General features: G+C 72.5%; 22 protein-coding genes, 2 pseudogenes and 1 CRISPR repeat array. Of the genes and pseudogenes, 9 read left to right on the plus strand and 15 right to left on the minus strand.

The window, feature by feature from the left end; genetic code table 11:
• The first annotated feature begins 3 nt into the window (after positions 1-3).
• Positions 4-1,392, plus strand: coding sequence for a hypothetical protein (locus tag ACZ55U_RS17750; protein WP_465527057.1), 1,389 nt, complete (start codon positions 4-6; stop codon positions 1,390-1,392).
• Positions 1,393-1,411: 19 nt separating this feature from the next.
• Here ACZ55U_RS17750 and ACZ55U_RS17755 read toward each other — a convergent pair whose 3' ends face one another.
• From ACZ55U_RS17755 to ACZ55U_RS17770, 4 genes and pseudogenes are all read right to left on the minus strand, one after another.
• Positions 1,412-7,111 carry a beta-ketoacyl synthase N-terminal-like domain-containing protein gene (locus ACZ55U_RS17755; protein ID WP_465527058.1) on the minus strand — a complete coding sequence of 1,900 codons (5,700 nt, stop codon included), beginning with the start codon at positions 7,109-7,111 and terminating at the stop codon, positions 1,412-1,414.
• A gap of 303 nt (positions 7,112-7,414) precedes the next feature.
• Complete coding sequence (locus tag ACZ55U_RS17760; protein ID WP_465527059.1) at positions 7,415-7,657, minus strand: DUF397 domain-containing protein; 243 nt, start codon at positions 7,655-7,657, stop codon at positions 7,415-7,417.
• Positions 7,658-7,659: 2 nt separating this feature from the next.
• A pseudogene (locus ACZ55U_RS17765) lies at positions 7,660-7,860 on the minus strand (Scr1 family TA system antitoxin-like transcriptional regulator); the annotation flags it as partial.
• 10 nt (positions 7,861-7,870) lie between these two features.
• Positions 7,871-8,512: a TetR/AcrR family transcriptional regulator C-terminal domain-containing protein gene (locus ACZ55U_RS17770; RefSeq protein ID WP_465527060.1), complete on the minus strand. Its 642-nt coding sequence runs from the start codon at positions 8,510-8,512 to the stop codon at positions 7,871-7,873.
• 58 nt (positions 8,513-8,570) lie between these two features.
• Here ACZ55U_RS17770 and ACZ55U_RS17775 point away from each other — a divergent pair, with 58 nt between their 5' ends.
• A complete protein-coding gene (locus ACZ55U_RS17775) occupies positions 8,571-10,100 on the plus strand; it encodes an FAD-dependent monooxygenase (protein WP_465527061.1) in 1,530 nt (509 codons plus the stop codon).
• A gap of 106 nt (positions 10,101-10,206) precedes the next feature.
• Here ACZ55U_RS17775 and ACZ55U_RS17780 read toward each other — a convergent pair whose 3' ends face one another.
• Positions 10,207-10,506, minus strand: coding sequence for a hypothetical protein (locus ACZ55U_RS17780; protein ID WP_465527062.1), 300 nt, complete (start codon positions 10,504-10,506; stop codon positions 10,207-10,209).
• Between the two features lie 274 nt (positions 10,507-10,780).
• Here ACZ55U_RS17780 and ACZ55U_RS17785 point away from each other — a divergent pair, with 274 nt between their 5' ends.
• A complete protein-coding gene (locus tag ACZ55U_RS17785; RefSeq protein WP_465527063.1) occupies positions 10,781-11,467 on the plus strand; it encodes a cytidylate kinase family protein in 687 nt (228 codons plus the stop codon).
• A 115-nt stretch (positions 11,468-11,582) separates the two neighbouring features.
• Here the strand turns inward: ACZ55U_RS17785 and ACZ55U_RS17790 are convergent, their stop codons facing one another.
• The 3 genes from ACZ55U_RS17790 to ACZ55U_RS17800 form a co-directional block, all read right to left on the minus strand.
• A complete protein-coding gene (locus tag ACZ55U_RS17790) occupies positions 11,583-12,038 on the minus strand; it encodes a hypothetical protein (RefSeq protein ID WP_465527064.1) in 456 nt (151 codons plus the stop codon).
• Positions 12,039-12,094: 56 nt separating this feature from the next.
• Complete coding sequence (locus tag ACZ55U_RS17795) at positions 12,095-12,472, minus strand: hypothetical protein (RefSeq protein ID WP_465527065.1); 378 nt, start codon at positions 12,470-12,472, stop codon at positions 12,095-12,097.
• A 319-nt stretch (positions 12,473-12,791) separates the two neighbouring features.
• Positions 12,792-13,400 (minus strand): GNAT family N-acetyltransferase, encoded by a 609-nt coding sequence (locus ACZ55U_RS17800; RefSeq protein ID WP_465527066.1) that lies wholly within the window; start codon positions 13,398-13,400, stop codon positions 12,792-12,794.
• Between the two features lie 248 nt (positions 13,401-13,648).
• Between ACZ55U_RS17800 and ACZ55U_RS17805 the strand changes: the two genes are divergently transcribed.
• Positions 13,649-14,080, plus strand: coding sequence for a hypothetical protein (locus ACZ55U_RS17805; RefSeq protein ID WP_465527067.1), 432 nt, complete (start codon positions 13,649-13,651; stop codon positions 14,078-14,080).
• Complete coding sequence (locus ACZ55U_RS17810) at positions 14,077-14,706, plus strand: TetR/AcrR family transcriptional regulator (RefSeq protein ID WP_465527068.1); 630 nt, start codon at positions 14,077-14,079, stop codon at positions 14,704-14,706. Before ACZ55U_RS17805 ends, ACZ55U_RS17810 begins: the two co-directional genes overlap by 4 nt.
• A 46-nt stretch (positions 14,707-14,752) precedes the next feature.
• Here the strand turns inward: ACZ55U_RS17810 and ACZ55U_RS17815 are convergent, their stop codons facing one another.
• The 4 genes from ACZ55U_RS17815 to ACZ55U_RS17830 all read right to left on the minus strand — a co-directional run bounded on the left by ACZ55U_RS17815 (position 14,753) and on the right by ACZ55U_RS17830 (position 18,232).
• A complete protein-coding gene (locus ACZ55U_RS17815; protein ID WP_465527069.1) occupies positions 14,753-15,256 on the minus strand; it encodes a P-loop nucleotide/nucleoside kinase family protein in 504 nt (167 codons plus the stop codon).
• Positions 15,257-15,561: 305 nt separating this feature from the next.
• Complete coding sequence (locus ACZ55U_RS17820) at positions 15,562-15,996, minus strand: NUDIX hydrolase (RefSeq protein ID WP_465527070.1); 435 nt, start codon at positions 15,994-15,996, stop codon at positions 15,562-15,564.
• On the minus strand, positions 15,993-17,243 hold the full coding sequence (locus tag ACZ55U_RS17825) for a DegT/DnrJ/EryC1/StrS family aminotransferase (RefSeq protein ID WP_465527071.1): 1,251 nt from the start codon (positions 17,241-17,243) through the stop codon (positions 15,993-15,995). The genes ACZ55U_RS17820 and ACZ55U_RS17825 overlap by 4 nt, the downstream gene beginning before the upstream one ends.
• The gene (locus ACZ55U_RS17830; protein ID WP_465527072.1) at positions 17,240-18,232 is read right to left on the minus strand and encodes a Gfo/Idh/MocA family protein; all 993 of its coding nucleotides are present in this window, start codon (positions 18,230-18,232) and stop codon (positions 17,240-17,242) included. The genes ACZ55U_RS17825 and ACZ55U_RS17830 overlap by 4 nt, the downstream gene beginning before the upstream one ends.
• A gap of 154 nt (positions 18,233-18,386) precedes the next feature.
• Between ACZ55U_RS17830 and ACZ55U_RS17835 the strand changes: the two genes are divergently transcribed.
• The 3 genes from ACZ55U_RS17835 (at position 18,387) to ACZ55U_RS17845 (ending at position 20,939) form a co-directional block, all read left to right on the plus strand.
• On the plus strand, positions 18,387-19,712 hold the full coding sequence (locus ACZ55U_RS17835; RefSeq protein ID WP_465527073.1) for a helix-turn-helix transcriptional regulator: 1,326 nt from the start codon (positions 18,387-18,389) through the stop codon (positions 19,710-19,712).
• 228 nt (positions 19,713-19,940) lie between these two features.
• The gene (locus ACZ55U_RS17840; RefSeq protein ID WP_465527074.1) at positions 19,941-20,204 is read left to right on the plus strand and encodes a GlsB/YeaQ/YmgE family stress response membrane protein; all 264 of its coding nucleotides are present in this window, start codon (positions 19,941-19,943) and stop codon (positions 20,202-20,204) included.
• Between the two features lie 258 nt (positions 20,205-20,462).
• Positions 20,463-20,939 carry a hypothetical protein gene (locus ACZ55U_RS17845; protein WP_465527131.1) on the plus strand — a complete coding sequence of 159 codons (477 nt, stop codon included), beginning with the start codon at positions 20,463-20,465 and terminating at the stop codon, positions 20,937-20,939.
• A gap of 227 nt (positions 20,940-21,166) precedes the next feature.
• Here the strand turns inward: ACZ55U_RS17845 and ACZ55U_RS17850 are convergent.
• Positions 21,167-21,649, minus strand: a pseudogene (locus ACZ55U_RS17850) (sigma factor); the annotation flags it as partial.
• On the opposite strand from ACZ55U_RS17850, the gene ACZ55U_RS17855 reads away from it, so the two are divergent.
• Complete coding sequence (locus ACZ55U_RS17855) at positions 21,599-21,865, plus strand: hypothetical protein (RefSeq protein WP_465527132.1); 267 nt, start codon at positions 21,599-21,601, stop codon at positions 21,863-21,865. The pseudogene ACZ55U_RS17850 and the gene ACZ55U_RS17855 sit on opposite strands and share 51 nt — an antisense overlap.
• A 66-nt stretch (positions 21,866-21,931) precedes the next feature.
• On the opposite strand, the gene ACZ55U_RS17860 is transcribed toward ACZ55U_RS17855, so the two are convergent.
• Positions 21,932-22,543: an SMI1/KNR4 family protein gene (locus tag ACZ55U_RS17860; RefSeq protein ID WP_465527075.1), complete on the minus strand. Its 612-nt coding sequence runs from the start codon at positions 22,541-22,543 to the stop codon at positions 21,932-21,934.
• 457 nt (positions 22,544-23,000) lie between these two features.
• Positions 23,001-23,394: a CRISPR direct-repeat array (repeat unit 29 nt; unit sequence CGGCTGACCCCCGCTGGCGCGGGGCGGAC).
• A gap of 21 nt (positions 23,395-23,415) precedes the next feature.
• A complete protein-coding gene (gene cas2e, locus ACZ55U_RS17865) occupies positions 23,416-23,736 on the minus strand; it encodes a type I-E CRISPR-associated endoribonuclease Cas2e (RefSeq protein WP_465527076.1) in 321 nt (106 codons plus the stop codon).
• Positions 23,737-23,752: the final 16 nt, after the last annotated feature.

The following is a 23,752-nucleotide window of genomic DNA, read 5'->3' on the forward strand; positions in this document are numbered from 1 at the left end:
GCCGTGCCCGACCAGCCCCCGCTGCTCACCTACCGCCCCTCCACCAGCCCGGCCCCGCTCCAGGCGAGCACCCCCGGAACCGCGGCCCAGGGCCGGATCAACCTGGCCGTCAGCGCCGGCAAGGCCACCGTGTACTGCGATCAGATCCTGCTGAGCATCCCGAAGGACGCGGAGAGCGGCGGCGCGTACTTCGCTTCCAAGCCGCACATCTCCACCGCTTCCGACCGATGGACCGTGGCGTCCCTGGCGGCCGTGACCGCGGAGGAGATCGGCGGGAAGGGCAAAGCCGAGTACTGGCGGGCCACCCTCAAGTCCGCGGGCGAGGACTACGACCTGGTCGACGGCACCCTCGACTTCGGCATCACCGGCGAACTCGGCACCGGCGCGGGCACGATGAACTGCTACGTCACGGAGTACTCCGCCACCACGCCAGGCCGCAGGAACTACAGCCACGAGACGTTCATCCTGCCCCTGCCCGTCACCGGCCCCGTCTTCTACCTGCACACCTTCCTCGCCCGGGGCAGCGCCAGTGCCACCGCCCCGAAGACCAAGTTCGCCCGGAACGAACCCGTCTACCTCTCCTGGGAGAGCAACGGCGCCTACTTCCGGGTGTACGACGGCGAGGGCAACATCGCCTACCACGGCTCCGACACGTTCTGCTCGCCCAGCGCCGACCACCTCACCATGGACACCACCTTCACCGTGGAGGCGTCGATGTCGTCGACGCCCGAGGGCGACTCCTTCAAGCCGGTCTACCAGTACGCCACCCTCGCCCTCAGCGTGACGGACCCGGTCCTGGCCGCGCTGACCGTCCAGGGCGAGATCTCCGGCCAGTCCGGGCTGGACGTGGCCGGGAGCGCGACGGTGAACTACCTGACGGTGAACGGCTCGGCCGAGGTCAGGAGCAGCCTGACGGTCAGCGGCAGCGCCTCCGTGGGCAGCAGCATCACCACGAACAGCTACCTGAGCGTCGCGAGCACCGTGTACGCCAACAGCGACCTGCGGGTCAGCGGCCCCCTGAACGTCGACGGCGACCTGAACGCGAACGGCACCCTGAACGCCAACAGCACTTTGAACGCCTACGGTCAGCTCCTCGCGGTCAGCGACAACTACGTCCGGATCCGCGAACTGCGCGGCCCGTACGGCGAGAAGCTCACCGTCAACAGCAACACCGAGCTGATCTCCGGTGTCCACCTGGACGTGTCGGGGGACATCAAGATCAAGGGCTACGGAGTCCTCTCCGACCAGGACACCATCGGGCTCAACAACGAGTACTACGGCGGCTACCTCTACGCCAGCGACTACAAGCACGACGGCGACCGCCGGATCCCGTTCGTGTGGGTGCCGGGCGACCGGGTGGCGCAGTCGTACTGGAAGATCTCTCGCGGCTGACGGCGCCGCAGGGCCGCGCTCATCGGGGCGAGGGCGGCGTGGGCGGTGCGGACGGCGGGGGCAGCGTCCGGGAGAGCCACTCCCGGATCGCCTCCGCCGTCGTGGCCACGTGTTCGTCGAGGATCGAGTGGTGGTCGCCCGGCACCTCGCCGGCCCTCAGGTGCAGGGTGGGGACGGCCGTGTCGTCCTGCCGGTCCAGGAAGAGGCGGACGTACGCCCCCATCGCCGCGAGTCCGGGTTCGTCGAGGCGAAGCGCGCTGCGGACCGCCAGTTCGGTGAGCCACTCCTCGTCCCGGACGGGGTGGGTGTCCACCAGCACCACCGCCTCGGCGCCGACGCGTTCCGCGGCGGCCTGCGCGACCAGGCCGCCGCTGGAGCGGCCCAGCAGCACCACCGGCCGGCCGAGCCACCGGACCGAGGCGGCGTGGGCCCGGACCAGGGCCTCCACGTCCTCCGGGACGGGACCGCCGTCGTAGCCCGGGTGCGGGAGCACCCACAGGTCCGGCAGGTGCCGGGCGAGCGGACCGTACTCGCCGGGAGGTGAGGCGAAGGCGGGGAAGCAGACGACGGCCGGGCCCCCGCCGCCAGGCCCCTCGCCGCTTCGCCGTTCGCCGCTTCGTCGTTCGCCGCTGAGTCTCTGCGGGGTGGCCGGCGGGAACGTGGTCGCCGACGGCAGCGCCCAGGAAGCGGAAACGAGCAGGTGCATGGCCTCCCGGTGCCGGCCCAGCTCACACAGTCGGCGGTAGAGGAACGCGAGCGTCCCCGGGGCGGGCGCCGGGCGCAGCTGTTCGGCGAGCTCCCTGGGGGTGGCGGCGTCGAACACCACCGTGGCGGGCAGCCGCAGGCCCATCCGCGCCTCCAGCCGGTTGCGCAGCTCGATCGAGGTCAGCGAGTCGAAACCGAGGTCGAGAATCGGGGTGTCCGGGTGCACGTCCGGGTAGCTCAGCACGGCGGCGACCTCGGCGCACACCATCTCCAGCGTGTCGGCCGGCGCGGTCGGTTGCGGTGCGGTCGGTTCCGGCGCGGTCGGTTCCGGCGTGCGGTGCGCTTCCGGCCGCTTCGGTTCTGGCCGCTTCGGTTCTGGCCGCTTCGGTTGCTCCGGCCGCCGCCGGTCGTCGAACGCGATCGGCACCAGGACCGGCTCGTCCGTGCCCAGCGCCGCCTCCAGCAGGGCCACGCCCTCGGCGGGCGTGAGGGCCGCCAGGCCGTCGGTGACCGTCCGGCCGGCCATCATCCCGACCGTCCAGGGGCCCCAGGCCAGGGAGAGCGCGGGGAGCCCCGATCGCCGCCGGTGGCGGGCGAGTTCGTCCAGGTAGCTGTTGGCCGCCGCGTAGTTGGCCTGGCCGGCGTGGCCGAGCACCCCGGCCGCCGAGGAGAACAGCACGAAGGCGTCCAGTTCCCGGTGCACCGTCAACTCGTGCAGCTGCCAGGCGGCTTCGGCCTTGGGGCGCCACACCGCCTCCAAGCGCTCCGGGGTCATCGACGCCAGGACTCCGTCGTCGAGCACCCCGGCGGTGTGCACGACGGCCCGCAGGTCCTCGATCGAGTCGACCAGCGCGGCCAGCGCCTCCCGGTCGGTGACGTCCAGCCGCGTCTCACCGCTGCGGCTGGCGACCACGACGCGCACGCCCTTGGCCCGCAGGTGGTCGGCGACCGCCCGGCCCAGGGCGCCGCCGCCGGTGATCAGCACCGTGCCGCGCCATCGGAAGGCGCCGCCCGGTGCGCCCGGTCCGCCCGGTCCGCCCGGCACCGGGACGAGGTCCGCGTGCTCGGAGACGATCTCCGTCCGCCCGTCGCCGGCTTCGGCCAGGGTGAACCGACCGGGGTGCTCCCGCTGCGCGACCCTGACCAGCCCGGACACCGCCGCTCCGGCCAGGTCCCCCGGCCGCACCAGGACGGTGAGGTGCTCGTGCCCGGCCTGCAACTCCCGCAGCGCGAGCGCCAGTGCGGCGGGCGCCTCTCCCGGCAGCACCTCGTGGACCCGGCCGCGTGGTCGCCCCGGAGTCCGCTGCCACCGCGGGCGCAACAGCACACCCCGGCCGCCGCCCATCGGGCGCACCGTCAGTGATTCGACGTACGCCACCGGCCGGCCCGCCTGGTCGGTGACGGCGACCCGCCCCGCCCCGATGCGCACCCTCAGCCCGGTGGCGCCCCGCTCCAGCACGCGCACCCCGCGCAGAGCGAACGGCACTCCGCCGCCGAGCAGCCGCGCCGGGTGCAGCGCCGCGTCGAACAGGGCGGGGTGGAGCGCGAACCGCCCCGCGTCCGGGAAGTCCCCGCGCACCTCGCCGAAGAGCTCCTCGCCGCGGCGCCACATCCTGGTGAGCCCGCGGAACGCCGGCCCGTAGTCGGCGTGCTCGACCTCGACCTCCTCGGCGTCCGGCGGGGGCCACGCGCCGGTGTCCACCCTGGGCGCGGGGCCGGAGCCCAGCCGGCCACCGGCGCACAGGACCCCGTCGGCGTGCACCTCGAACGGCCGGACGCCGTCGGCTTCCTGGCGCACCACGATCTCGGCGCGCCGCGTCCCCGGCAGGTGCATCGGCGCGTACAGGAGCAGTTCGTCGACGGTGTCGCAGCCGGCCCGCTCCCCCGCGTACAGGACCAGCTCCAGGATCGCCGTCGCGGGCACGACCGCCGCGCCGTCGACGACGTGGTCGAGCAGCCAGGCCGGGGTGAGGTCGGCGGTGCACACCACCTCCCCGGAGCCGGGCACCACGGCGGTCGACTCGATCAGCGGGTGCTCGGCGGCACGGTCAAGCCAGTAGCGCCGCCGCCGGAAGGCCCGGGTGCCGCGCGGCCGGGGCGCCGCGGCCGACCCCTCCCGCTCCCCGGGCTCGCCGGACTCCCCGTCTTCCTCGTGCTTCCCGGGTTCCTCGTACCCCCCGGGCTCCCCGTACTCCTCGACGATCACGTGCGCGTTGGTCCCGGAGATCCCGAAGGCCGACACCCCGGCCCGGCGCGGGCGGTGGGGCTCCGAGGAGTGCGCGGGCCACGGCGTCGGCTCGGTGACCAGGCGCAGCGCGCCGGCGGACCAGTCGACGTGCGGGCTGGGCTCGCCGACGTGCAGCGTGGCGGGCACGGTGCGGTGCCGCATCGCCATCACGGCCTTGATCACCCCCGCGACCCCGGCCGCCGCCTGGGTGTGCCCGAGGTTGGACTTGACGGTGCCGACCAGGACAGGGTCCGAACGGTCCTGGCCGTACGTGGCGAGCAGGGCGGCCGCCTCGATCGGATCCCCCAGGGCGGTACCCGTCCCGTGGGCCTCGACCACGTCCACGTCGGCGCCCGTCAGCCCGGCGTCGGCCAGCGCCCGCTGGATCACGGCCGCCTGTGCGGGGCCGCTGGGCGCCGTCAGGCCGTTGGACGCGCCGTCCTGGCTGACCGCGGAACCGCGCAGCAGGGCCAGGACCGGATGGCCGTTGCGCAGCGCGTCGGACACCCGCTCCAGGACCAGCAGCCCCACCCCCTCCGACCAGACGGTGCCGTCGGCGGCGGCGGAGAACGGCTTCACCCGCCCGTCCGGGGCCAGGCCGCGCTGTCGGCTGAAGGCGACGAAGCTGTCCGGCGTGGCCATGACCGTCGCCCCTCCGGCCAGGGCCAGGTCGCATTGGCCCGCCCGCAGGGCGTCCGCCGCGAGGTGCAGGGCGACCAGCGAGGAGGAACAGGCCGTGTCCAGGGTGAGCGCCGGCCCGTGCAGCCCCAGGCTGTGGGCGATCCGCCCCGAGGCCACGCTCCCGGCCGACCCCAGGGCGATCTGGGCCTCCAGCGGGTGCGCCCTGCCCCGGAAGCGGCCGCCGTAGTCGTCGTACATCAGGCCGACGAACACTCCGGTGTTGCTGCCCCGCAGTGATTCGGGCGCGATGCCCGCCCGCTCGGCCGCCTCCCAGGCCGTCTCCAGCAGCAGCCGCTGCTGCGGGTCGGTGGCCAGGGCCTCGCGCGGCGACATCCGGAAGAACGCCGCGTCGAAGTCGGCCGCGCCGGTGAGGAAGCCGCCGCGCGTCACGTAGCTGGTGCCGACGTGGTCCGGGTCGGGGTGGTACAGCTCGTCCAGCGGCCAGCCCCGGTCCGTGGGGAATCCGGTGATGGTGTCCTGGCCGGCGGCGACGACCCGCCAGAGGTCCTCGGGGCCGTCGATCCCGCCGGGGTAGCGGCAGGCCATGGCGACGATCGCGACCGGCTCGGTGGCCCTGCGGGCGGGCGGCGGCGCGGTGGCGGCCCCGCCCGCGAGGTGGTCGGCCACCGCCTGGGGCGTGGGGTGGTCGTACACCAGGGACGGCGGCAGCGTGACGCCCAGGTCCGCGCCCAGCCGCTCCCCCAGCCGTACGGCGCCGAGCGAGTCCAGACCGGCGTCGGCGAACGGCTGGTCCGCCTCGGTCGGCCGTCCGGTGATCCCCTCGGTCGCCCGCCGGACCAGGTCGAGCAGGTACTGGGCACGCAGGCGCCGCCGGACCGGCTTGCCCGAGGAGGTCTGCGGGATCCGGCTGATCGGGCGGATGTCCGCCGGCATCCGGTGTGCCGGCAGCCGGCGGCGGCAGAAGACCAGCAGCGCCGCCGGGTCCGCGTCCCCGACGACGTAGGCGACCGGCACCTCGCCGAGCAGCGCGTCGCCCTCGCCCGCCACCGCCACCTCCCGGACGCCCGGGCGGCCGGCCAGCACCTGTTCGATCTCGGTCGGGTGGATGTTCTCCCCGCCCCGGATGATCACCTCGCCGACCCGGCCGGTCACCACCAGCCGGCTGTTCTCCTCGTGGCCGAGGTCCCCGGTGGCGTGCCAGCGCTCGGAGCCGGGCATCCGCAGCTGGATCTCCCCGCGCACGAACCGGGTGTCGATCCCCGGCAGGACGACGCCGTCGACGGCGATCTTCCCGGACACCTCCGTGCTGCCGTAGCCGTCGTGCAGCTCACGGCCGACGGCGCGGCGGAACCGCGCCCGCAGCTCCTCCGGCAGCGGGGCCCCGGCGGACAGGCACAGCGGCGGCAGCGGCGCCCCGGCGTCCAGGAGCTGGGTGAAGACCGTCGGCACGCCGCCCAGCGCGGTGAACGGTGTGCGGCGCAGCAGGGCGGCCGCCCGGTCGGCGGTGAAGCCCTCCATCACATGGGCGCTCGCGCCCAGGGCCAGGACGCCCACCACGCACATCGAGTGCCCGAAGGCGTGGAACAGCGGCAGCGGCCAGAGCAGGTGGTCGCGGCCGGACATGCCCAGCAGCCCCCGGTAGGCCTGATCAGCCGACCGAAGCCACGCCTCCGGTGCGGACAGCACGCCCTTCGGGTCCCCGCTGGTCCCCGAGGTGTAGTGGATCCAGGCGTCCTCGTCGGGCGCGAGGTCGTCCCGTGGCCGCGCGCTGGACGGCGCGAGCAGCTCGTCCACGGTCACCGCACGGGCCCCGGCCACCCGCCGGACCCGGGCCAGGTGCTCGCGGTCGGTGACCACCAGCGCGGCGCCGCTGTCCTCCAGCCGGAACCGGAGATCGTCGTCGGTACCGCGCGGATCGAGCGGGACCCCGACGGCGGCCGCGCGGCAGACCCCGAGGGTGGCCGTGACGGCCGGCACCCCACTCGGCAGGAACAGCGCCACCCGGCTCCCGCGCTCGACCGGGAGGTTGCCCGCCACCCGGGCGGTACGGCGGGCGAGTTCGCCGTAGCTCACCGCGCCGCCGGCATCGGAATAGGCGATCTTGCCTTCGGTGTCGGCCGCGTGACGGAGAATCAGCTCGTGCATCTCGCACCCCCTCTGAGTCGGTAGACGAAGTCTTAACACACACCTCTGACAGCGAGCCCCGCGAGGCTGCGGCAGCCAGGTGTTCACGTGCGGCAGCCGAGATCCCCGCGCAACGGGCGTCGACCACCCGCGACTTCGCGGCGGAAGGCAGACGGGATCCGGAAGAACTGCTGCTTCACCTCTCAGCACACCGGCGCCAGGCCCCACCACGTCGCGACTGATGACGAGGCCTCGAAACGCGGGCGCCCCTGCTTCCGAGGGAAGCAGGGGCGCCCGCGAGGGGGGGCGGATCACGAGGAGCCGCTACAGGCCGAGTCGGGCGCGGATGGCGGCCATGCCGTCAGCCATCGCGATGAACTCCTCCGGGGTGAGGCGAACGCCGAGGATGTCGGGGTTCTGGCTGTCACCCACGAAGACCCCCGCGAGCTGTCCGTCCGCACCCGCGATCGGCGCGAACGTCGCGCACGCACCGTTCGTCTCGCTGAACGGCGACTTGAAGCGGTCTTCCACGGGCGGCGTGACGTCGTACAGTTCCTGCTTTTCCATGGTCAGTGGCGCTCCTTACTCGCGGATCTGATCAGCTCTAGCGATTCAGTGACACTGAACGCCTTCCCGCACAGGTAGTCGAACCTACGTCGCCGTGCCCGGACCTCCTTCGGGTCGTCCAGGATGGCGACGCCCGTTCCGGTATCCATGGTGGCGACACCGGGGTCGTTCGGAGCGGGAAAGTCGAGGATCGTGACGTTCCCGCCCGCCCCCTCAGGCCCCTCCGGTCGGCCCGAGGGGTCGCAGCAGCTGGTCGAGGCCGAACTCGAAGCGCTCGTCGAACGCCGTGTCCTCCAGGTGCGGCAGCACCCGGTCGAGCGCGGGGTAGCTCCCGGCGGCGAGCGCGGGCCCGAGGGTGTGCTCCTCGCCGGAGGCGGTGAGGGCCTGCTCCTCCTGCGTCAGGCCGAGCACCAGGTACTGGATGCTCCAGAACGTCCAGGCGGCCCGGCGCTCGTCGAGTCCGGTGTCGAGCAGGGCCGCCACGACGTGTTCGGCGAAGGCGAGGGTGGCGGGCTCGGCGGCGTAGGTGCCGGCGACGACGGCCGCGCCGTCGCGGTGGGCGAGCAGGCCGCGGCGGTAGCGGCGGGCCAGTTCGCGCACGCGCTCGTCCGGGGCGGCCGGCAGTCCGGTGAGCGGGACCCCGGCGACGATCGCCTCGGCCATCAGCTCCAGCAGCCGGGCCTTGGTCTTGGCGTGCCACAGCACGGTGTTCATCCGCACGCCGAGGCGTTCGGCGGTACCGCGCAGGGAAACGGCGTCGACGCCCTTCTCGTCGAGCAGTTCGAGCGCCGCGCGCACGACGGCGGCCGGGTCGAGCCGGGCCCGAGGGGCGGCCGGGGATTGCTTCTTGGTCACTGACCTAGTCTACTGAAGGCATCACTATTGGTCAGTGACCAAGAAGGGGAGCTTCGCCATGCCCGCACGAACGCACACCACCGCACCGGACACCTCTCACAGCGTCGTCATCGCCGGAGGCGGACCGGTCGGACTCTGGCTCGCCTGCGAACTGCGCCTTCACGGCGTCGACGTGACCGTGCTGGAGACCCGCGCCGAGCCCGACCCCCACTCCCGCGCCCTCACCCTCCACCCGCGCACCCTCGAACTGTTCGCCGCCCGGGGAATCGTGGCGCCCTTCCTCGCCGAAGGGCTGCGGGTGCCCAGCGGGCACTTCGCCGCCCTCACCACCCGGATGGACTTCTCCCGGCTGGACACGCCCTACCCGTTCACCCTCGTCCTGCCGCAGGTCCGCACCGAGGAACTCATCGCCGCCCACGCCGAGGCCGTCGGCGTCCGACTGCTGCGCGAGCACCGGGTGACCGGCCTGACCCAGCACGACGACGCGGTGACCGTCGAGGCCGACACCCCCAGCGGGCACCGGCGACTGCGCGCCGCCTACCTGGTCGGCTGCGACGGCAGCCGCAGCACCGTACGCACCGCCGCCGGCATCGGCTTCCCCGGCACGGCCGCCACCCGGTGGGCCTGGATGGCCGACGTCACGCTCGACACACCGCCCACCGCGCACTCCACCTCCAACGAGCACGGCGCCGTCATGCTCTTCCCGCTGCCCGGCGGCCTGCACCGGGTGGTCGGCAACGACCCCGACAGCGTCCAGGAGCCGCCCGGAACCCCCACCCTCCAGGAACTCCGCACCCGGGTACGCCGGATCGCCGGCACCGACTTCGGCATGCGCGACCCGCGCTGGATCTCCGTCTTCGGCAACGCCGCCCGCCAGGCCGAGCACTACCGCCACGGCCGGGTCCTGCTCGCCGGCGACGCCGCCCACACCCACTTCCCCGCCGGCGGCCCCGGCCTCAACGTCGGCCTCCAGGACGCCGGCAACCTCGGCTGGAAGCTCGCCCAGACCATTGCCGGCACCGCCCCCGAGGGCCTGCTCGACAGCTACCACGCCGAACGCCACCCCGTCGGCGCCGAGCTGCTGCGCAGCACCAGCGCCCAGGCCGGCCTGATGACCAGCTACACCCCGGAGAACCTGGCCCTGCGCGACCTGTTGGGCGAACTCATCGGCGAGGTACCGGAGTTCTCCGACGCCCTGGCCCTGCGCGCCGCCGGGCTCACGGTCGGCTACCCACCAATCGCGACATCCGGCGAGCCCTCCGACGCCCACCCGCTCACCGGAACCCGCGCCCCCGACCTCCCCGTCCACGGCGGCGGCACCCTGCTGCCCCTGCTGCGCCACGGCCGCTACGTCCTGCTCGACCTGACCACCGCCCCCGGCACCCCGTCACCGCTCGCGGCGCTGGCGCACGACGTGACGCCCGGCCTCGACGTCCACACCGCCCCTCCCGCCGCCACCCGCCCCGCCTGGTCCGGGGTCACCGCCGCCCTCGTCCGCCCCGACGGCCACCTCGCCTGGCTCTCCACCGACGCCGACCCCCACGAGCCCGCCCGCACCGCGGTCGCGGCGACGCTCGCCCACCGGTAGGCGCGGGAAGGACGAGCCCGGCCTCCCCGGCCCCGGCGGCTGCGCAGACCAGCCGCAGGACCGGGGAGGCCCCACCGGCCGTCGGCCGCCTGGCAGTTCCGGCTCCTCACCTCTTCGCGCGGCACCCCAGTACGTCCCCGCTGCGCACCGCCGCCACGCCATCGACCACCGGAGTGGAGAGGAGCGTGAGCAGCACCGGCCCGTATCCGACATCGGTCGCCACCGCCACGACACCGGTCGCCACCGCCACGACGACGGTCTCGCCGAGGTACACCATCCCGGTGACGGCCCCGGCGAGCAGTCCCCGCAGCGGCGCACGCCGGCCCAGCCAGCCGGGCGACAACGCCAGGGCCACACCTGTGGTCACGCCGGCCAGCACACCGACGCCCAGACTGCCGACGGCCACGGCCGCGACCAGGAGAAAGCCCTCCGGCAGGACATGCGGCTTCAGGACGAGCCGCGCCGCCGCGGCGCCCAGCCACAGCGAGCCACCACAACCGCTACCCTCCGCTCAGATCGGCAGCCCGTAGTCCCTCATCACAGTCCGGAGGGGTACCGCCCCTGTTCCGGACCGCTGCCCGACTCTGGTACAGGGAACCCATGAACCGCCCTCAAGCCCTGTCCGGACAAGCCATACCGAACAGGGCGCTCGTATCACCGGACAGGAACGGTGGCAGACCATGGACCACGGCACCCGCGGCGAACTCCTGAGCCGCCTGGCCGAAACGATCTCATCCGTCAGGGTCGGGCACCCGGTGCGCGTCGCCATCGACGGCCCGCCCGCCGCCGGCAAGACGACACTGGCCGACGAACTCGCCGTCGTCCTGCGCGCGCAGGGCCGCGACGTCATCCGCGCGACGATCGAGGGCTTCCTCTTTCCCAAGGCGCGACGCTACCGGCGCGGCGAGTACTCGCCCGAGGGCTGCTACTTCGACAGCCACGATCACGACGCGATGTGCCGGGTGCTGCTCGACCCGCTGGGCCCGACCGGTGACCGGCAGTTCCGGCAGGCGGTCTACGACCGGCGCACCGACACCCAGCTGCGCCTCCCCGTCACCGAAGCGTCTGCGGACGCCGTGCTGCTCTTCGACGGCGTCTTCCTCCTGCGGCCCGAACTGGCCAGTCGTTGGGACCTCAGCATCTTCGTGTCCGTCACGTTCGAACGGACGCTGGATCGCGCCCGGACCAGAGGTGAGGCGCTGGCCGGGTCCGCGGCCGACGCCACCGAGATCGAGCGGGCCTGGCGCAGCCGCTACATCCCCTCCCAGCGGCTCTACTTCGCCACGGCCCGCCCAACGGACCGTGCCGACATCGTCGTCCACAACGACGAGCTCCAGCGGCCGTCCTGGGAGATCCGATCGCGCTGATCGGATCCACAGGCTTCGACCATCGCCCGGCTACGGCACGGACCACCACAGCGCCGGCCGGCCGGCCGCAGACAGGCCCGGCCCCGCGCCGACCGACACGGGAACCTGCCGGCACTCAGGACGCCGCCGCGCGCGCCGCCTCCGACTCGGCCACCAGCCGCACGACCCGCTTGTTGGTGCGGCCCGAGCCGTGGCCGGACAGCATCAGCAGCTGCTCCGTCCCACCGGAGGCCAGCACCAGCTCCGGGACGTCGGACGAGTGGACCTTGCCCGGCAGGACGGCCACCCGCACCTCCCGGACGTCCGCCCACGCGTGGGAGCGCGCCCCGAGCAACCCGGAATACCTCAGGCCGGCCGGCCCGTAGGAGACGCCGAACGTCGGTGCGCGGAACGTCAGCAGCGCACCCGGTACGCCCAGGATCACGACCGGGACCAGGCCCAGGAGCAGGTGGACCGCCTCGCCCGCGGCCGCCGCCTTCACGGTGCCCGCCGCCATCACCACGGCGACCAGCAGGCACACACTGCCCATCAGGAAGTAGCCGAGCGCCCAGGAAGTGCGCTTCTTCCGCATGTCCATCCCCCCTTCTGACCGACGCCACCGGCAGCGCGCCGGCCTCGGGCCCCGGATCACTCCCCGGCGGCGAGCCAGCGCAGTCGACCGTCCTTGGCGTACGTCCGGCAGGTCAGGGCGATGCCCGCCGAGGAGGTCGCGGTGGCGCCGGCTTCCCGGCACTTGCGGTGCGGCTCGTTGCAGCTGCCCTTCTTCTTCCCGGGGATCTGGGCGCAGTTCTCGGTGTCGTGCGCCTCCTTCCCGGCGGCCGAGAGGTTGTCGTAGTTGCTCCCGTCGTGCCGTCCGGGAGAGTCGCCGCCCGTCGTGCCGGCGCCGGGCTCCGTCCCGCTTCCGGCTCGCCCGCTCGGTGCGGCGGCTGCCGCGGGCGGAGCCGGTTCGGTGCTCTCCGTCCGTGGTGCGGGCGGCGGGGTCGGCTCGGCCGACGGGACCGGCACCGGTGGGACCGGCTCGGCCGACGGCGTGGACGGTACGGCCGAACTCGCCGACGCCCCGGCGGAAACCGGCGCCGGAGAGGAAGCCGTACCGGACGCGCCCGACGCGTCGCCAGGACCGCAAGCCGTGGCCACGGCGAGGAGCAGTGCCACGGCGCCGACCGCCGCCGCCTTCGGCATGGTTCGCATGCTGAACTCAGAACGGGACATCAGGCCAGTCTAGGCAGCCAGTGATCTTGACCTGCCGGCCGACCCAGCCGACCCGGCCGCTCAGGCCGCCCGGCCGACCCGAGTTGCCGTCCCGGTCAGCGGCGCCGGCAGCTCAGCTCGGATCCCTGCGCATGCACCACACGCGGGGGCCGCCGTCGGGCAGCTGCACCTCAGCCGTCACCCGGAAGCCGAGCCGCTGGTAGAAGCGGACGTTGGCCTCCGTGGCGGTCTCCAGGAACGCCGGGTAGCCGGTGCGCTCGGCCTCCTCGACGCCGGGCAGCAGCACGGCCCGGCCGAGGCCTCGCCCCTGCGCTTCGGGCGCGACCCCGACGGTGCTGAGGAACCACACCGGCTCCTGCGGCCGGTACGGCTCCAGGGCCTTCTCCGCGACCTCGAACGCGGCCTGCCGATCCCCGGCGAGCTCGCCGAACACCGGGCCGAGCTCGGCGAAGGCGGGCGAGGGGTCCCGGTCCGGAACGGACCAGGCGGCCACGCCCAGGCCGCCCTCGGCGACCCACACCCGACCGTAGGCCATGCCGATGCGGGTGAGGCAGATCTCCTGGAAGCGCCTGATGCGCGCCTCGTGGTCGTCGGCGGCGATCACGTGCCGGGTGAAGGGGTAGTCGGCGAAAGCCCGGCCGAGGGTCTCGACCGCGGCGGGAACGTCGGCGTCCGCGATGGGACGTACGGCGGGGGTGTAGTGGGCCTGTTCGTCGTTCATCGCACCGATCCTGTCACCGGACCGCTCCCCCGACAACGCGTTTTGCCCGTACGGGACAGCCCGCGCCGGCACATCGAGCAGGGCATGCCCATCAGCCTGCGGCCGCGCCGGATCCACCGGCCACCCCAGCGGCGCTCCGGCCCCTGGCTCTGCTCGGGGGCCCGTGCTGCCCGTTCCCGACCGACCGGCTTTGCGTACAATGTAAGCTTACGATGTACGCAAACGCCTGCGACCAAAGGAGTGCTTCCGTGCGAACGATCGCCGTCGTCGTGCCGCTGCTGTGGCTGGCCTGGCTGGTCCTCACCGAGTGGGTGCCGATGTTCCCGCTCAACGACCTCAGGGCCGACAACCGTCGGGAACGGCTCGGCGACGCGGCCGTCAACTACCCGGTGCCGCTGCTGATCTCCGGCGGCATCGCCCTCGGACACCGCTTTTCCCTGATGGCGGCCCTGGTGCTGTGCCTGCTGGTCCTGGTCGGGCACGTCGTCAGTTGGTGGCTGCCGTACTTCGGGATCAGCACGGCGGCGCAGCGGGAGTCCTACGCCCGGGACTACGCCCGTACGCTGAAGGTCCTGCCCACCCGGGGCCGCACCGTCGTCCCCGACGTCCAGCACCTGGTGGTCGGCGTCCTCACCCTGGCGATGGCCGGTACCACCCTGGCTGTCACACTGACTACGTGAATCCGCCAACCGATCGCCTGCCCGGGACCGCGCGGGCCGGCCGGGGCGGCCGACCCGCCCAGCTCAGCGTGGAGCAGATCACGGCCGCGGCCGTCGACCTCCTCGACCGCGAGGGGCTGGACGCGCTGACCATGCGACGGCTCGGCGCGAGCCTCGGAGTGGCCGCCATGTCGCTGTACCGCCACGTCCCCGGCCGTGACGCCGTGCTGTCCAAGGTCGTGGACCACCTGTTCGCGACCGCGCTGACGGACCTGGACGCCGGGGCGACCTGGGCGGAGGCCCTGACCGCCTTCGCCACGGCCTACCGCCGCATGCTGTTGGACCATCCGCATGCCGCTCCCCTTCTCGCCACCCATCCGGTCGCCCCGGACACCGCCCTCCCGCTCCTGGCCGTCCTGCTCGACCACTTCGCCGCCGCCGGCATCGGCCAGGACGAGGCGCTGATCGGCATCCAGTCCGTCGGGGTCTTCACGCTGGGCCACGCCCTCGCGCAGGTGGGCGCGCCACCCGGCGCCGAGAGCGAGGCGCCACGGGACGCCGCCACTCTGGACTACTACCAGCGGTGGTTCGACACCGGCCTGCAAGCCCTCATCGCCGGCTTCGAGAAGTCCTGGGCGGGCTCCTGACCCTTCGACGCCACCGTGGGGGCAACGCGCTGGTCAGCGCCTCAGCTCAGTGCCGAGGGCGAGGCTCCACGATCTCCTCGCCCTCGTCCTGAGGCGCCTCGAACCGCTCGAAGAAGTCGTCCAGAGCCTCAGGGGTCACGATCAGCGCGTTCGCGTCCCCCCGCCGGTTGCGCTCGGCCAGCCTGCGCAGCAGCTCGTCCCGCTCGACGGGGAAGTACAGCAGCCGCCACCGACCACCGGCCGACTCCACCAGCTCCTTCATCGCGTCGCGGTCCTTGCGCGGCCACAGCCCGTGGTCCCACACCACGTCCCGGCCCTCGGAGACCAGCTCGACCAGCCGGGAGCGCAGCTCGGCGACGACCGGGGCCTCCTTCTCGAAGTAGGTGTTCTCCGGGTAGTCGACGCCGTACCGACCGTGCCGCTCGTGGACCACCTCGTCCACCGACAGCCGCACCGCACCCCGAGGCTCCAGCTCCCGCTGGGCGTAGGTCGTCTTCCCCGAACCGGTGAGCCCCACCAGCAGGAACACCACCGGACCACTCTCGGCCACCGACACTCCCTTCACTGTCACCAGCGTTCACCGACAGGTCTGCCACCAGGGCCGGCCCCGGGAACGGCGTTCTACGCCCTCCGTCACCTGAAGGAGTACGCGCGTGTCCGCCTCCGCCCCCGCCCGTCCGCTGGGGGCCTACGTCCGGCGAACGCGACCCAGCCCGATCCGCAGACCGCCGTCGGGGCGCCCCTACGGTCCGAATGCTCGCTGAGACCGCGCGGTCGGCCACCCGGCACGGTGCCCGACCGCAGCGGGGCCGGCCACAGGCCCGGACGAGTCAGACAGGCCTTCGGTGCTCGGCGTCAGCAGCTCAGCAGGCCGCGTACAGCGTCACTCACCTCGGGCAGCTCGCCGGGGAGGGCCCACTGGTGGGCGTCGTGCTCGGTGAGGACGACGGGTTCGGTCTTCTCCACGGTGACCGCGAAGTTGAACTGGCGGGTAGTGCCACCGCGGCTGTTCTGGTAGTCGAAGTGCCCGATGTAGCCGGTGACCTGGCTGACGGTCAGGCCGGTCTCCTCGGCGGTCTCCCGGTAGAGGGCGTCCAGGATCGTCTCCCCAGGCTCGACCGTTCCGGAGGGGATCTCCCACATCCCGCCCATGTAGTCGTCGGGGTTGCGACGGACGAGCAGGGTGCGGCCGTCGTGGTTGATCACGGCGGCGGCGACGAAGCCGGTGATTCCGGCGGCTTCCGCATCGGCCGCCAGGCCGGCCACGAACTCGGGGGAGGTGACGGTCATTGCAGCTCCTTGTGATGGTCGCTGATCTTGATGGCCGCGCGGACGTACTGCTCGGCCAGTTCGAGATCCCGCTCACGATGCCAGACGGGCAGCTTGATCGTGTGGGCGTGGGCGTGTTCGGCGACGGGGAAGTCTCCCGGCTCGTACCGGCGGTGGGAGTGCGGATGGCCGGGAAACAGCGGGGTGGGCTGCTGGTACAGCGGCAGCTGGTTCATCGGGCAGGTGGAACCGGGCCGGTCGAACTCGGTGGCGCCCTCGGCGATCAGCGCCTGGTGGAAACGCTCGATCGGCAGGCCGCCGAGCTCGTCGGGCCGGTAGGTGAGCGTCAACCCGTACCAGGACGGGGCCACCCCTTCGGGCACACCGGTGACTTCCAGCCCGGGTATCCCGGCGAGCCGGCCGGTGAGGTGGCGGGCGATCTCGGCCCGTCCGGCGAGGTAGCCGTCGAGGCGGGCGAGCTGGTCGTGGGCGATGGCGGCGGCCAGGGGATGGATGCGGAGCTTGAGACCGGCCCCGGTGACCGCGTACCGCGCGAGCGGATGGCCTTCCGGGATCTCGGCCTTGGCGCGTTTGTTGTAGTGCGCGAAGGCGATGACGCGGTGGTAGGTGTCGTCGTCCGTGAGGACGAAGCCGCCCTCGCCGCCGGACAGCGGCTTGGGGCCGTTGAGGGAGAAGGCCGAGGCAAGGCCGAAGGTGCCGACCTTCTGCCCGGCGATGCTCGCACCGTGCGCGTGTGAGCCGTCCTCCAGCACCGCCAGGCCGTGCGCGTTGGCGACGGCGACGATGTCGGCCATGTCGGCGGGCTTGCCCCACAGGTGGGTGTCCATCACCGCTCGGGTCCGCGGAGTGATCAGTTCCTCGATCCGGTTCGGGTCGATATTGCCGTCCGGCCCGGTCTCGCACAGCACCGGCACCGCGCGCAGGTGGAACAGCGGGGAGGCGGTGGCGTGAAACGTCCAGGCCGGGACGATCACCTCGTCGCCAGGCTTGATCCGTGCGGCCCAGTAGGTGGCGTGCAGGGCGGCGGTGCCGGAGCTGGTGGTGACCGCGTGCCGGACGCCGAAGTACTCCTGGAGGCCGTCCTCCAACTCGGCGACGATTCCGGCCCGGCCGGGGATGGAGATCGACTCCTCCAGCTGGGCGGCGACACTGGCGCGGGTGGTGTCGTCGATCGGCGGCCAGGTGAAATGCGGGCCGCCGACGGTGACGGCTCGCTCACCGCCGAACAGGGCAAGTGCGCTGGTCACAGCATCTCCTTCGGGTCGATGTAGCGCCCCGCCGCCTTGGACCAGTAGCAGGAGGTGATGAACGCGGCGTGCGCGAGGTGCTGGTCCGGGCCGGAGGTGTTGGGCCGCTCGCCGTCCAGGACCCGGCAGAAGTAATCGATCTGCGCGGCCGACGCCGAGGCCGGCGCGTGCGGGCGGATCAGCTCCTCCACCACCGCGCCGCCCAGGTCGAGCCGCTGGACCTGGCCCGTGGTCAGCAGTACCGAGCCGCGGGTGCCGACAACGTGCAGCCGCTCGGTCTTCGGTGCCACCCACCGCGACAGCAGCACCGAGCCGTACAGGCCGGTGTCGTAGCCGAGCTGGATGACGGCGGTGTCCTCCGCGTCGTAGCCGCCGCCGGGGACGGCGGTGGTGGAGAACTCGGCGATCACCCGGCTGGGCAGGCCGAAGTACCACAGCAGCAGGTCGATCAGGTGGTAGCCCATGTCGATGATGCAGCCGCCGCCGGCCTGGCGGATGTCTCCGCGCCAGCCGCCGCCGGGGTCGTCGGTGTGGAAGGTGTACTGGCCGTCGATCAGGAACGGGATGCCGATCTGGTCCAGCAGCCCGGCAACGCTGGTGTAGATCGGGTTGAAGCGCCGCTGGAGGGTGATCATCAGCTCGATCTGCCCGGCTCGGCAGATCTCGGCGAGATCCTGAGCCTCCGACACAGAGGTAGCGAACGGCTTCTCCTTGAGAACGTGGACGCCCCGGGCGGCGCACTCCCGGACGACCTCGCGGCCGGCGTGGTGCGGGACGGCGACGACCACGAAGTCCGGGGCCACCGCGTCCAGCAACTCACCGGCGCGGGTGAATCCGGGGACCTGGAGCTGTTCCTGCCGCTGCCGCAGGGTGGCGGGGTCGCTGTCGCAGACGGCGACGAGGTCGGCCCTGTTGGAGGCGAGCAGGCCGGGAAGGTGGTCTCCGATTGCCTGGTGGCCGAGGCCGATGACCGCAGCGCGTCGTTTCATGCGCGGACTCCTTCCGCTTCGTGAAGGAACTTGTCGGTGCACGACGAGTAGAGCTCAGCTCGCAGTCACCAACCAGGCCTTGTCTGTAGTCCCGAGGTAGTCCCACCCACACGCGCAGTAGGCTCACGGTCACCGTCGATGATGGGATTGGCCCGTGGACGACCAGATCCGGCACCCCCTCGCGTACGCCCGCGCGCTTCGCGGCTGGTCCCAGACCGACCTCGCGGTCCGCATCCACCACGCCGCCAGGAACAGGCCCGAGGGCCTTCGTTCCGGCACTGACAAGGCCGCTGTCAGCAAGTGGGAGAACTGGCGCAAGACGCCCAGCATCGAGTCCCAGCTACTGATCGCCGAAGCCTTCGACGTCCCGGTCGCCGACCTGGAGACCTTCGAGTGGCCTCACTGGCTGCCCGGCCAGGAGCAACCGGTGCCGCTCGGTGTGGTGTTCACTGTCCACGCCCTTCGAGACGCACAGAGAGCCGCAATGGACCATCGCCGCCGCACCTTCATGACCTTCAGCGCGCTCGCGCTGGCCGGACTCGCCACCCAGTGGGCCGCCATCGAACCCGACCGGCTCACCATCGCGCTGAATGGCAAGCACGTCGACGGCGAACTGGTCGACTGGCTGGAAGACACCAGTGCCAAGCTGACCGCCCTGCCCACCGAACAGCGCCAGCACACCGCCAAGCTGATGGACGCACACCTGGATACGGTCACCGACCTGCTGGAACACGGCCGCTACACCGAACCCATCGGCCAGCGCTTGCACCTGCTCGCCGCCTCCCTGGCCAGCACCTGCGGCTGGCACCGCTTCGACCAGGGCCAGCACTTCGCGGCAGGCAAGCTCTGGAACGCGGCCCTGGCCAACGCGCACGCCGCACGCGACCGCGACCTCGGCGCCGGCATCCTCTCCGACTTCGCCTACCAGTCGATCTGGCTCACCGAGCCCGGCGCCGCCGTCGAACCGCTCAGCCAGGCCCTCATCCACACCCGGCACCCCACTGCCCGTTCCCTTCTCCACCTTCGCCGGGCTCGCGCGCACGCCGCCCTTGGCGCTGCCTCCGACTGCCACCGTGACCTGGCCGCCGCCGAAGCCGCCCTGCTGACCGACAGCCCAGACCCGGCCCCGGCCTGGTGCCGGTGGATGAGCACGGCGGACCTGGCCGTCGACTCCGGCCAGTGCATGCTCGACCTCGGCCGCATCGACGAGGCGCACGCCCGGATCGGCGAGGGTATGAGCCTGCTGCCGCGCTCCCGCGACAAGACGCGCGGCATCTTCATGACCTACGAGGCCTGCAGCCTTCTCCAGGCCCGTGACGTGGAACAGGCCCTCGCGGTGACGAACCAGTCCCTCGACCTCGCGACGCGCATCGGCGCTGAACGGTGCGTCACCCTGGTGCGCGAACTGGCCCCGTCGTTCGAGCCTTACCGGCAGGTCGATGGCGTCGCCGACCTCATGGACCGGCTCAGGGCCAGCTGAGCGGCGAGCCGGACCGGGGGGCCCGACCCGAGGGGCCGCAAGCGGCACCTGCTCGTGGACACCTGCGGCCTTCGTGCTGCGGGCGGTCGTGCACTCCGCCTCGGTGCAGGACCGGGCCGGTAGGCCGGAGCCGCTCGGCTCACGGTGCTCTCGCACGGGATGTTTGGAAATCGCCGATGCGAGTAAGCGGATGGCACGAAATCGGCACTGCAACGGAAGGGCGGCCCCATGGGCGTCATCGCGTGGATCCTCATAGGCCTGCTCGCGGGAGCGATCGCCAAGGCCATCATGCCGGGTCGCGACCCGGGCGGCGTCATCGTCACGATGCTGATCGGCATCGTCGGAGGTCTGCTGGGTGGTTGGCTCGGCAAGGTGATCTTCGGGGTGCACTCGATCAACGGTTTCTTCCACCTCTCGACCTGGATCGCGGCGATCGTCGGTTCGCTGATCATCCTGACCGTCTACCGGGTCGCGGTGGGCCGCCGCTCTTGACGGCAGCCCTGATAGACGCCGCCAGGCCCCGGGCCCGCGTCCCCACCGGACGCGGGCCCGGTCGGGTCCGGAGGTCGAACCGGTCGAGGCTGCCGCCCGCTGACCGGCCGCCCTCCGCCGTGGGTTCCGCTTTCTCCAGGGCAGCGCCCCCGTCCGGTGGTCGTACGGGACGGGTGGCGGGCCCGCGCGACGGCCCGTGGTGCGCACCTGAACAAGGCGGGACCGGAGTGGCCGGTGCCCCTGGCTCGTTGAACAGGTATGGCTGACGAAACGGACGACGACCGGGCCCCGATGGTGTGGGCGCTGGCGGTGCGCGAGGCGGCGCAGGGGCCGCCGCTCGCGGAGCTGATCGTGGAGGTCGGCGCGGACCTCTACCCCGACCTGGTGGAAGCCGCTCTCGACAGCGGCTTCCTGCTCGCGGCCGGTACGCCTCCGGACACGAGCGGAGCGGTCGAGGTCGGCGACGGTCGGGTGGAGCGCCTGGAGCTGGTGGGCGGGCGCCAGGTGTGGGCGCCGGACACACGTGTCGAGGTGTCGCCCGGCTGGCTCGCGGCAGCCGAGCGCCGGAATGCCGCCGTGGTGACCATCGTGCCGCCGGACACGTGGCCGCCGGGTCTGATGGAGCTGGGGCCCGAGGAACGTCTGGAGGCGTTCACCCGGCGGTTCGACCAGGAGCAGCGGGCGGGCCGCGTCCTGCACGGGATCGTGGCGGTGCGGCTGGAGAAGCCTGCCTGATAGGGATTTTGCGCAGGGAAGCACGTTGACCGTCTCGGGAGGCGCCGGACGGCCAGCCGCAGGCTGCTGCGGTCGATCACGACGCCGGCCGGGTCGCCGGCGTCGAGCAACGCGTCGGGGAACGGCTGCAACCAGGGAACGTCGTCGCCGCCCACCAGCGGCCCGAGCGGATCCGCCTCCGCCACCAGCCCGGACGGCAGCGGCCGCCGGCCCGAGCCCTTCAGGGCGGTCGGATAGGCGTTGGTGGCGATCCGGTACAGCCAGGTGCGCAGCGACGCACGGGTCTCGTCGTACCGCTCACGCGCCTGCCAGGCCCGCGGGTAGGTGTCCTGGACCAGGTCCTCGGCGTCCTGGACGGTGCCGAGCATCCGGTAGCAGTAGGCCGGCAGCTCCGGCCGGTACGGTGCGATGCGTCGGCCGAAGTCGTCCCCTGTGCTCACCGCGTGCCCCTCCGGCCCGCCCGAGAGCCGCCATCGTAGGGCAACTCGGCAGCACACCAGGGGCGTTGCACCGACGCTCCCCGCCGCCCGGCCCCCTGCCGCGCCGGGCCGGCCCCGGACAAGTTTCGCCGCCGACCCGATGAGTTCCGGCGGCGGTGGTCGGTACGAAGTGGCGAGTCCGCCGGAACAGCCGGGCGGACCACCCCGAAGGGGAATCCGATGGCCGCCACCCGTACTGTCACCCGCACCGAGGACGAAGCCGCGATCCACGCCTTACTGGCCTCGACCTACCAGGCCTGGGAGGCCAACAACGCCGGCGCCTTCGTCGCCCACTACAACGAGGACACGACCGCCATCCTCCCCGGCCCTTCGGGGACGCCCGCCTCTGCGCGGCCATCGCCGACCGGATCACCTTCCGCTGCACCCTCATCCGAGTCCTACCGCTTCCAGACCACCCAGGAATCCCTGTTCCCGGCACCGAAGTGACGCCCCCAGCATTGCGAACGAGCGCTTCATCGAGCCTTCGTCGTCAGGACGAAGCGCCTGTGTCAGTCACATGCCGCGCTTTGGGCCGTACATCGGCGCGGGCCGGTCATCGGGTGACATCGGCAGCGGTTCCAGCAGCACCGGGCCGGGGTAGAAGGTGGAGCTGTTCGGGCCGACCATGTCCTCGCCGACCAGATAGCGGTAGAGCCACTCGGAGAAGCTCATTCGATACTCGTACCAGGATCCGTCGTGCTCCACCGCACAGATCCGGTGTCCCGTGCGGTCGGACAGCGGGGCCAGAAAGATGTATTCGCCGCGATCGGTGCTGGTGATCGGGATCAGGCCGTCCTTTGTCCCAACCTCACCTCCTGCAGGTTGAGGACGACGCGGATATTCTCCTCCGGCTCCAGCCAGTCCTCCCGGTCCCAGTCGAGCCCGGAACCAGGCCCGGGAGGTCTCGCGGATCTTCTTCCCGAGATTCCAGCGCTCGGTCGCCGGATGCGAGAGATACAGGTGCCCGTTGATCTGCATCGGGGCGTAGGCGTCAACGACCGCCTTGTAGTCCTCGGGGAACTCCGTGCCGATCTCGGCTTCCAACTCGGCCCATGCACCGGGGCTGGTGAAACGCTGTTCGCCAGGGCCGAGCATGGCGAAGACCTCATCGAGATAGTCGCGCACCGGCTCTCCTCATCGGGTTCAGGCGTCAGGACGCCGCGTCATCGTCACCACGAACGCCTGGCCTGCCGTGAGGTTAACCGGGACCTGCGACATCGACTCAGCTGGGCAAGCTCGAATCGACTGGGAAGCACAGCCCACGACAGCGCCGCGATCGATGTCACCGAGTCCGGCATCCTGCTCCCCGGCGAAAGCGAGGTCCCCGCCGACCGCAAGGTCAACGCCACCTGGGTCCTGGAGAAGAAGCACGGCTCATGGCACATCGCCGCCTACCACAACAGCACGCTGCTGCCGCCCACGCACTGACCCCGGGGTCAGTGCAGCCGTGAGGTCCCCGCTCCAGTGCCGGAGCAGGGGACCGCCCGCATGCTCGGCGAACCGTCAGACGAACCCGGCCAAAGCCTGACCCGTGCTGGCGCGGCACGGACGCGGATCCGCTCAGCTTGAGCTCCAGGGCCAGCGGCTGACCCTCGCTGGCGCGGGGCGGACATCCGCAGCCGGGACTTGGAGCTCTGCCAGTTCGGCTGACCCCCGCTGGCGCGGGGCGGACGCGCGGGCGGAAGCGCGGCGCTCGCGCTGGAACGGCTGACCCTCGCTGGCGCGGGGCGGACGAATGATCGCGATCTTCCTGGTCGTCTGGGCCGGCTGACCCCCGCTGGCGCGGGGCGGACCGGCGCTCGTACTCCGCGCGCTCCTGCTCGGTCGGCTGACCCCCGCTGGCGCGGGGCGGACCTGCTCTGGCTGACCGTGTCCGCGTCCAAGACCGGCTGACCCCCGCTGGCGCGGGGCGGACGTCACCTCGTTGGTCGACGCCGGCACCCGTGAAGGCTGACCCCCGCTGGCGCGGGGCGGACCCTTCCCGACCTGCGACACTCCTACCCCTTTGCCGTTTCTGGACCGCCCACAGCCCGCACCCCCGCCATCGCGACCAGCGTCAGCCCGTCGAAGTCCACCGGCTTCCGCCGCTGCTCGCCCGCCGTCCGGAGTTCGAAGCCCTGTTCGTTCGCCGCCGGGTGGAGCAGGACCGCCACACCGTCCCCCACGCATCCGCTGACGGCCCGCCAGAGCTCCTCGCGCACCTTGGCGGAGATGGTGCCCACGTACAGCTGCGGCGTGACCTCGATGAGCCAGCGGGTGAGGGCGCCGCGGACGTGGTCGGGGACGGCGGTGGCGGACAGGACGGTCATCGTTGCCATGGATGACCCCCGACCG

This window comes from Kitasatospora sp. NPDC034533 (assembly GCF_055575155.1).

What these genes read in the sequence shown, in the direction of transcription:
- ACZ55U_RS17755 (WP_465527058.1), bottom strand. Translation starts at nt 7,111, where the DNA reads ATGCACGAGCTGATTCTCCGTCACGCGGCCGACACCGAAGGCAAGATC.
- ACZ55U_RS17830 (WP_465527072.1), bottom strand. Translation starts at nt 18,232, where the DNA reads ATGAAACGACGCGCTGCGGTCATCGGCCTCGGCCACCAGGCAATCGGA.
- ACZ55U_RS17785 (WP_465527063.1), top strand. Translation starts at nt 10,781, where the DNA reads ATGGACCACGGCACCCGCGGCGAACTCCTGAGCCGCCTGGCCGAAACG.
- cas2e (WP_465527076.1), bottom strand. Translation starts at nt 23,736, where the DNA reads ATGGCAACGATGACCGTCCTGTCCGCCACCGCCGTCCCCGACCACGTC.
- ACZ55U_RS17790 (WP_465527064.1), bottom strand. Translation starts at nt 12,038, where the DNA reads ATGCGGAAGAAGCGCACTTCCTGGGCGCTCGGCTACTTCCTGATGGGC.
- ACZ55U_RS17800 (WP_465527066.1), bottom strand. Translation starts at nt 13,400, where the DNA reads ATGAACGACGAACAGGCCCACTACACCCCCGCCGTACGTCCCATCGCG.
- ACZ55U_RS17775 (WP_465527061.1), top strand. Translation starts at nt 8,571, where the DNA reads ATGCCCGCACGAACGCACACCACCGCACCGGACACCTCTCACAGCGTC.
- ACZ55U_RS17840 (WP_465527074.1), top strand. Translation starts at nt 19,941, where the DNA reads ATGGGCGTCATCGCGTGGATCCTCATAGGCCTGCTCGCGGGAGCGATC.
- ACZ55U_RS17760 (WP_465527059.1), bottom strand. Translation starts at nt 7,657, where the DNA reads ATGGAAAAGCAGGAACTGTACGACGTCACGCCGCCCGTGGAAGACCGC.
- ACZ55U_RS17845 (WP_465527131.1), top strand. Translation starts at nt 20,463, where the DNA reads ATGGCTGACGAAACGGACGACGACCGGGCCCCGATGGTGTGGGCGCTG.
- ACZ55U_RS17855 (WP_465527132.1), top strand. Translation starts at nt 21,599, where the DNA reads ATGGCCGCCACCCGTACTGTCACCCGCACCGAGGACGAAGCCGCGATC.
- ACZ55U_RS17820 (WP_465527070.1), bottom strand. Translation starts at nt 15,996, where the DNA reads ATGACCGTCACCTCCCCCGAGTTCGTGGCCGGCCTGGCGGCCGATGCG.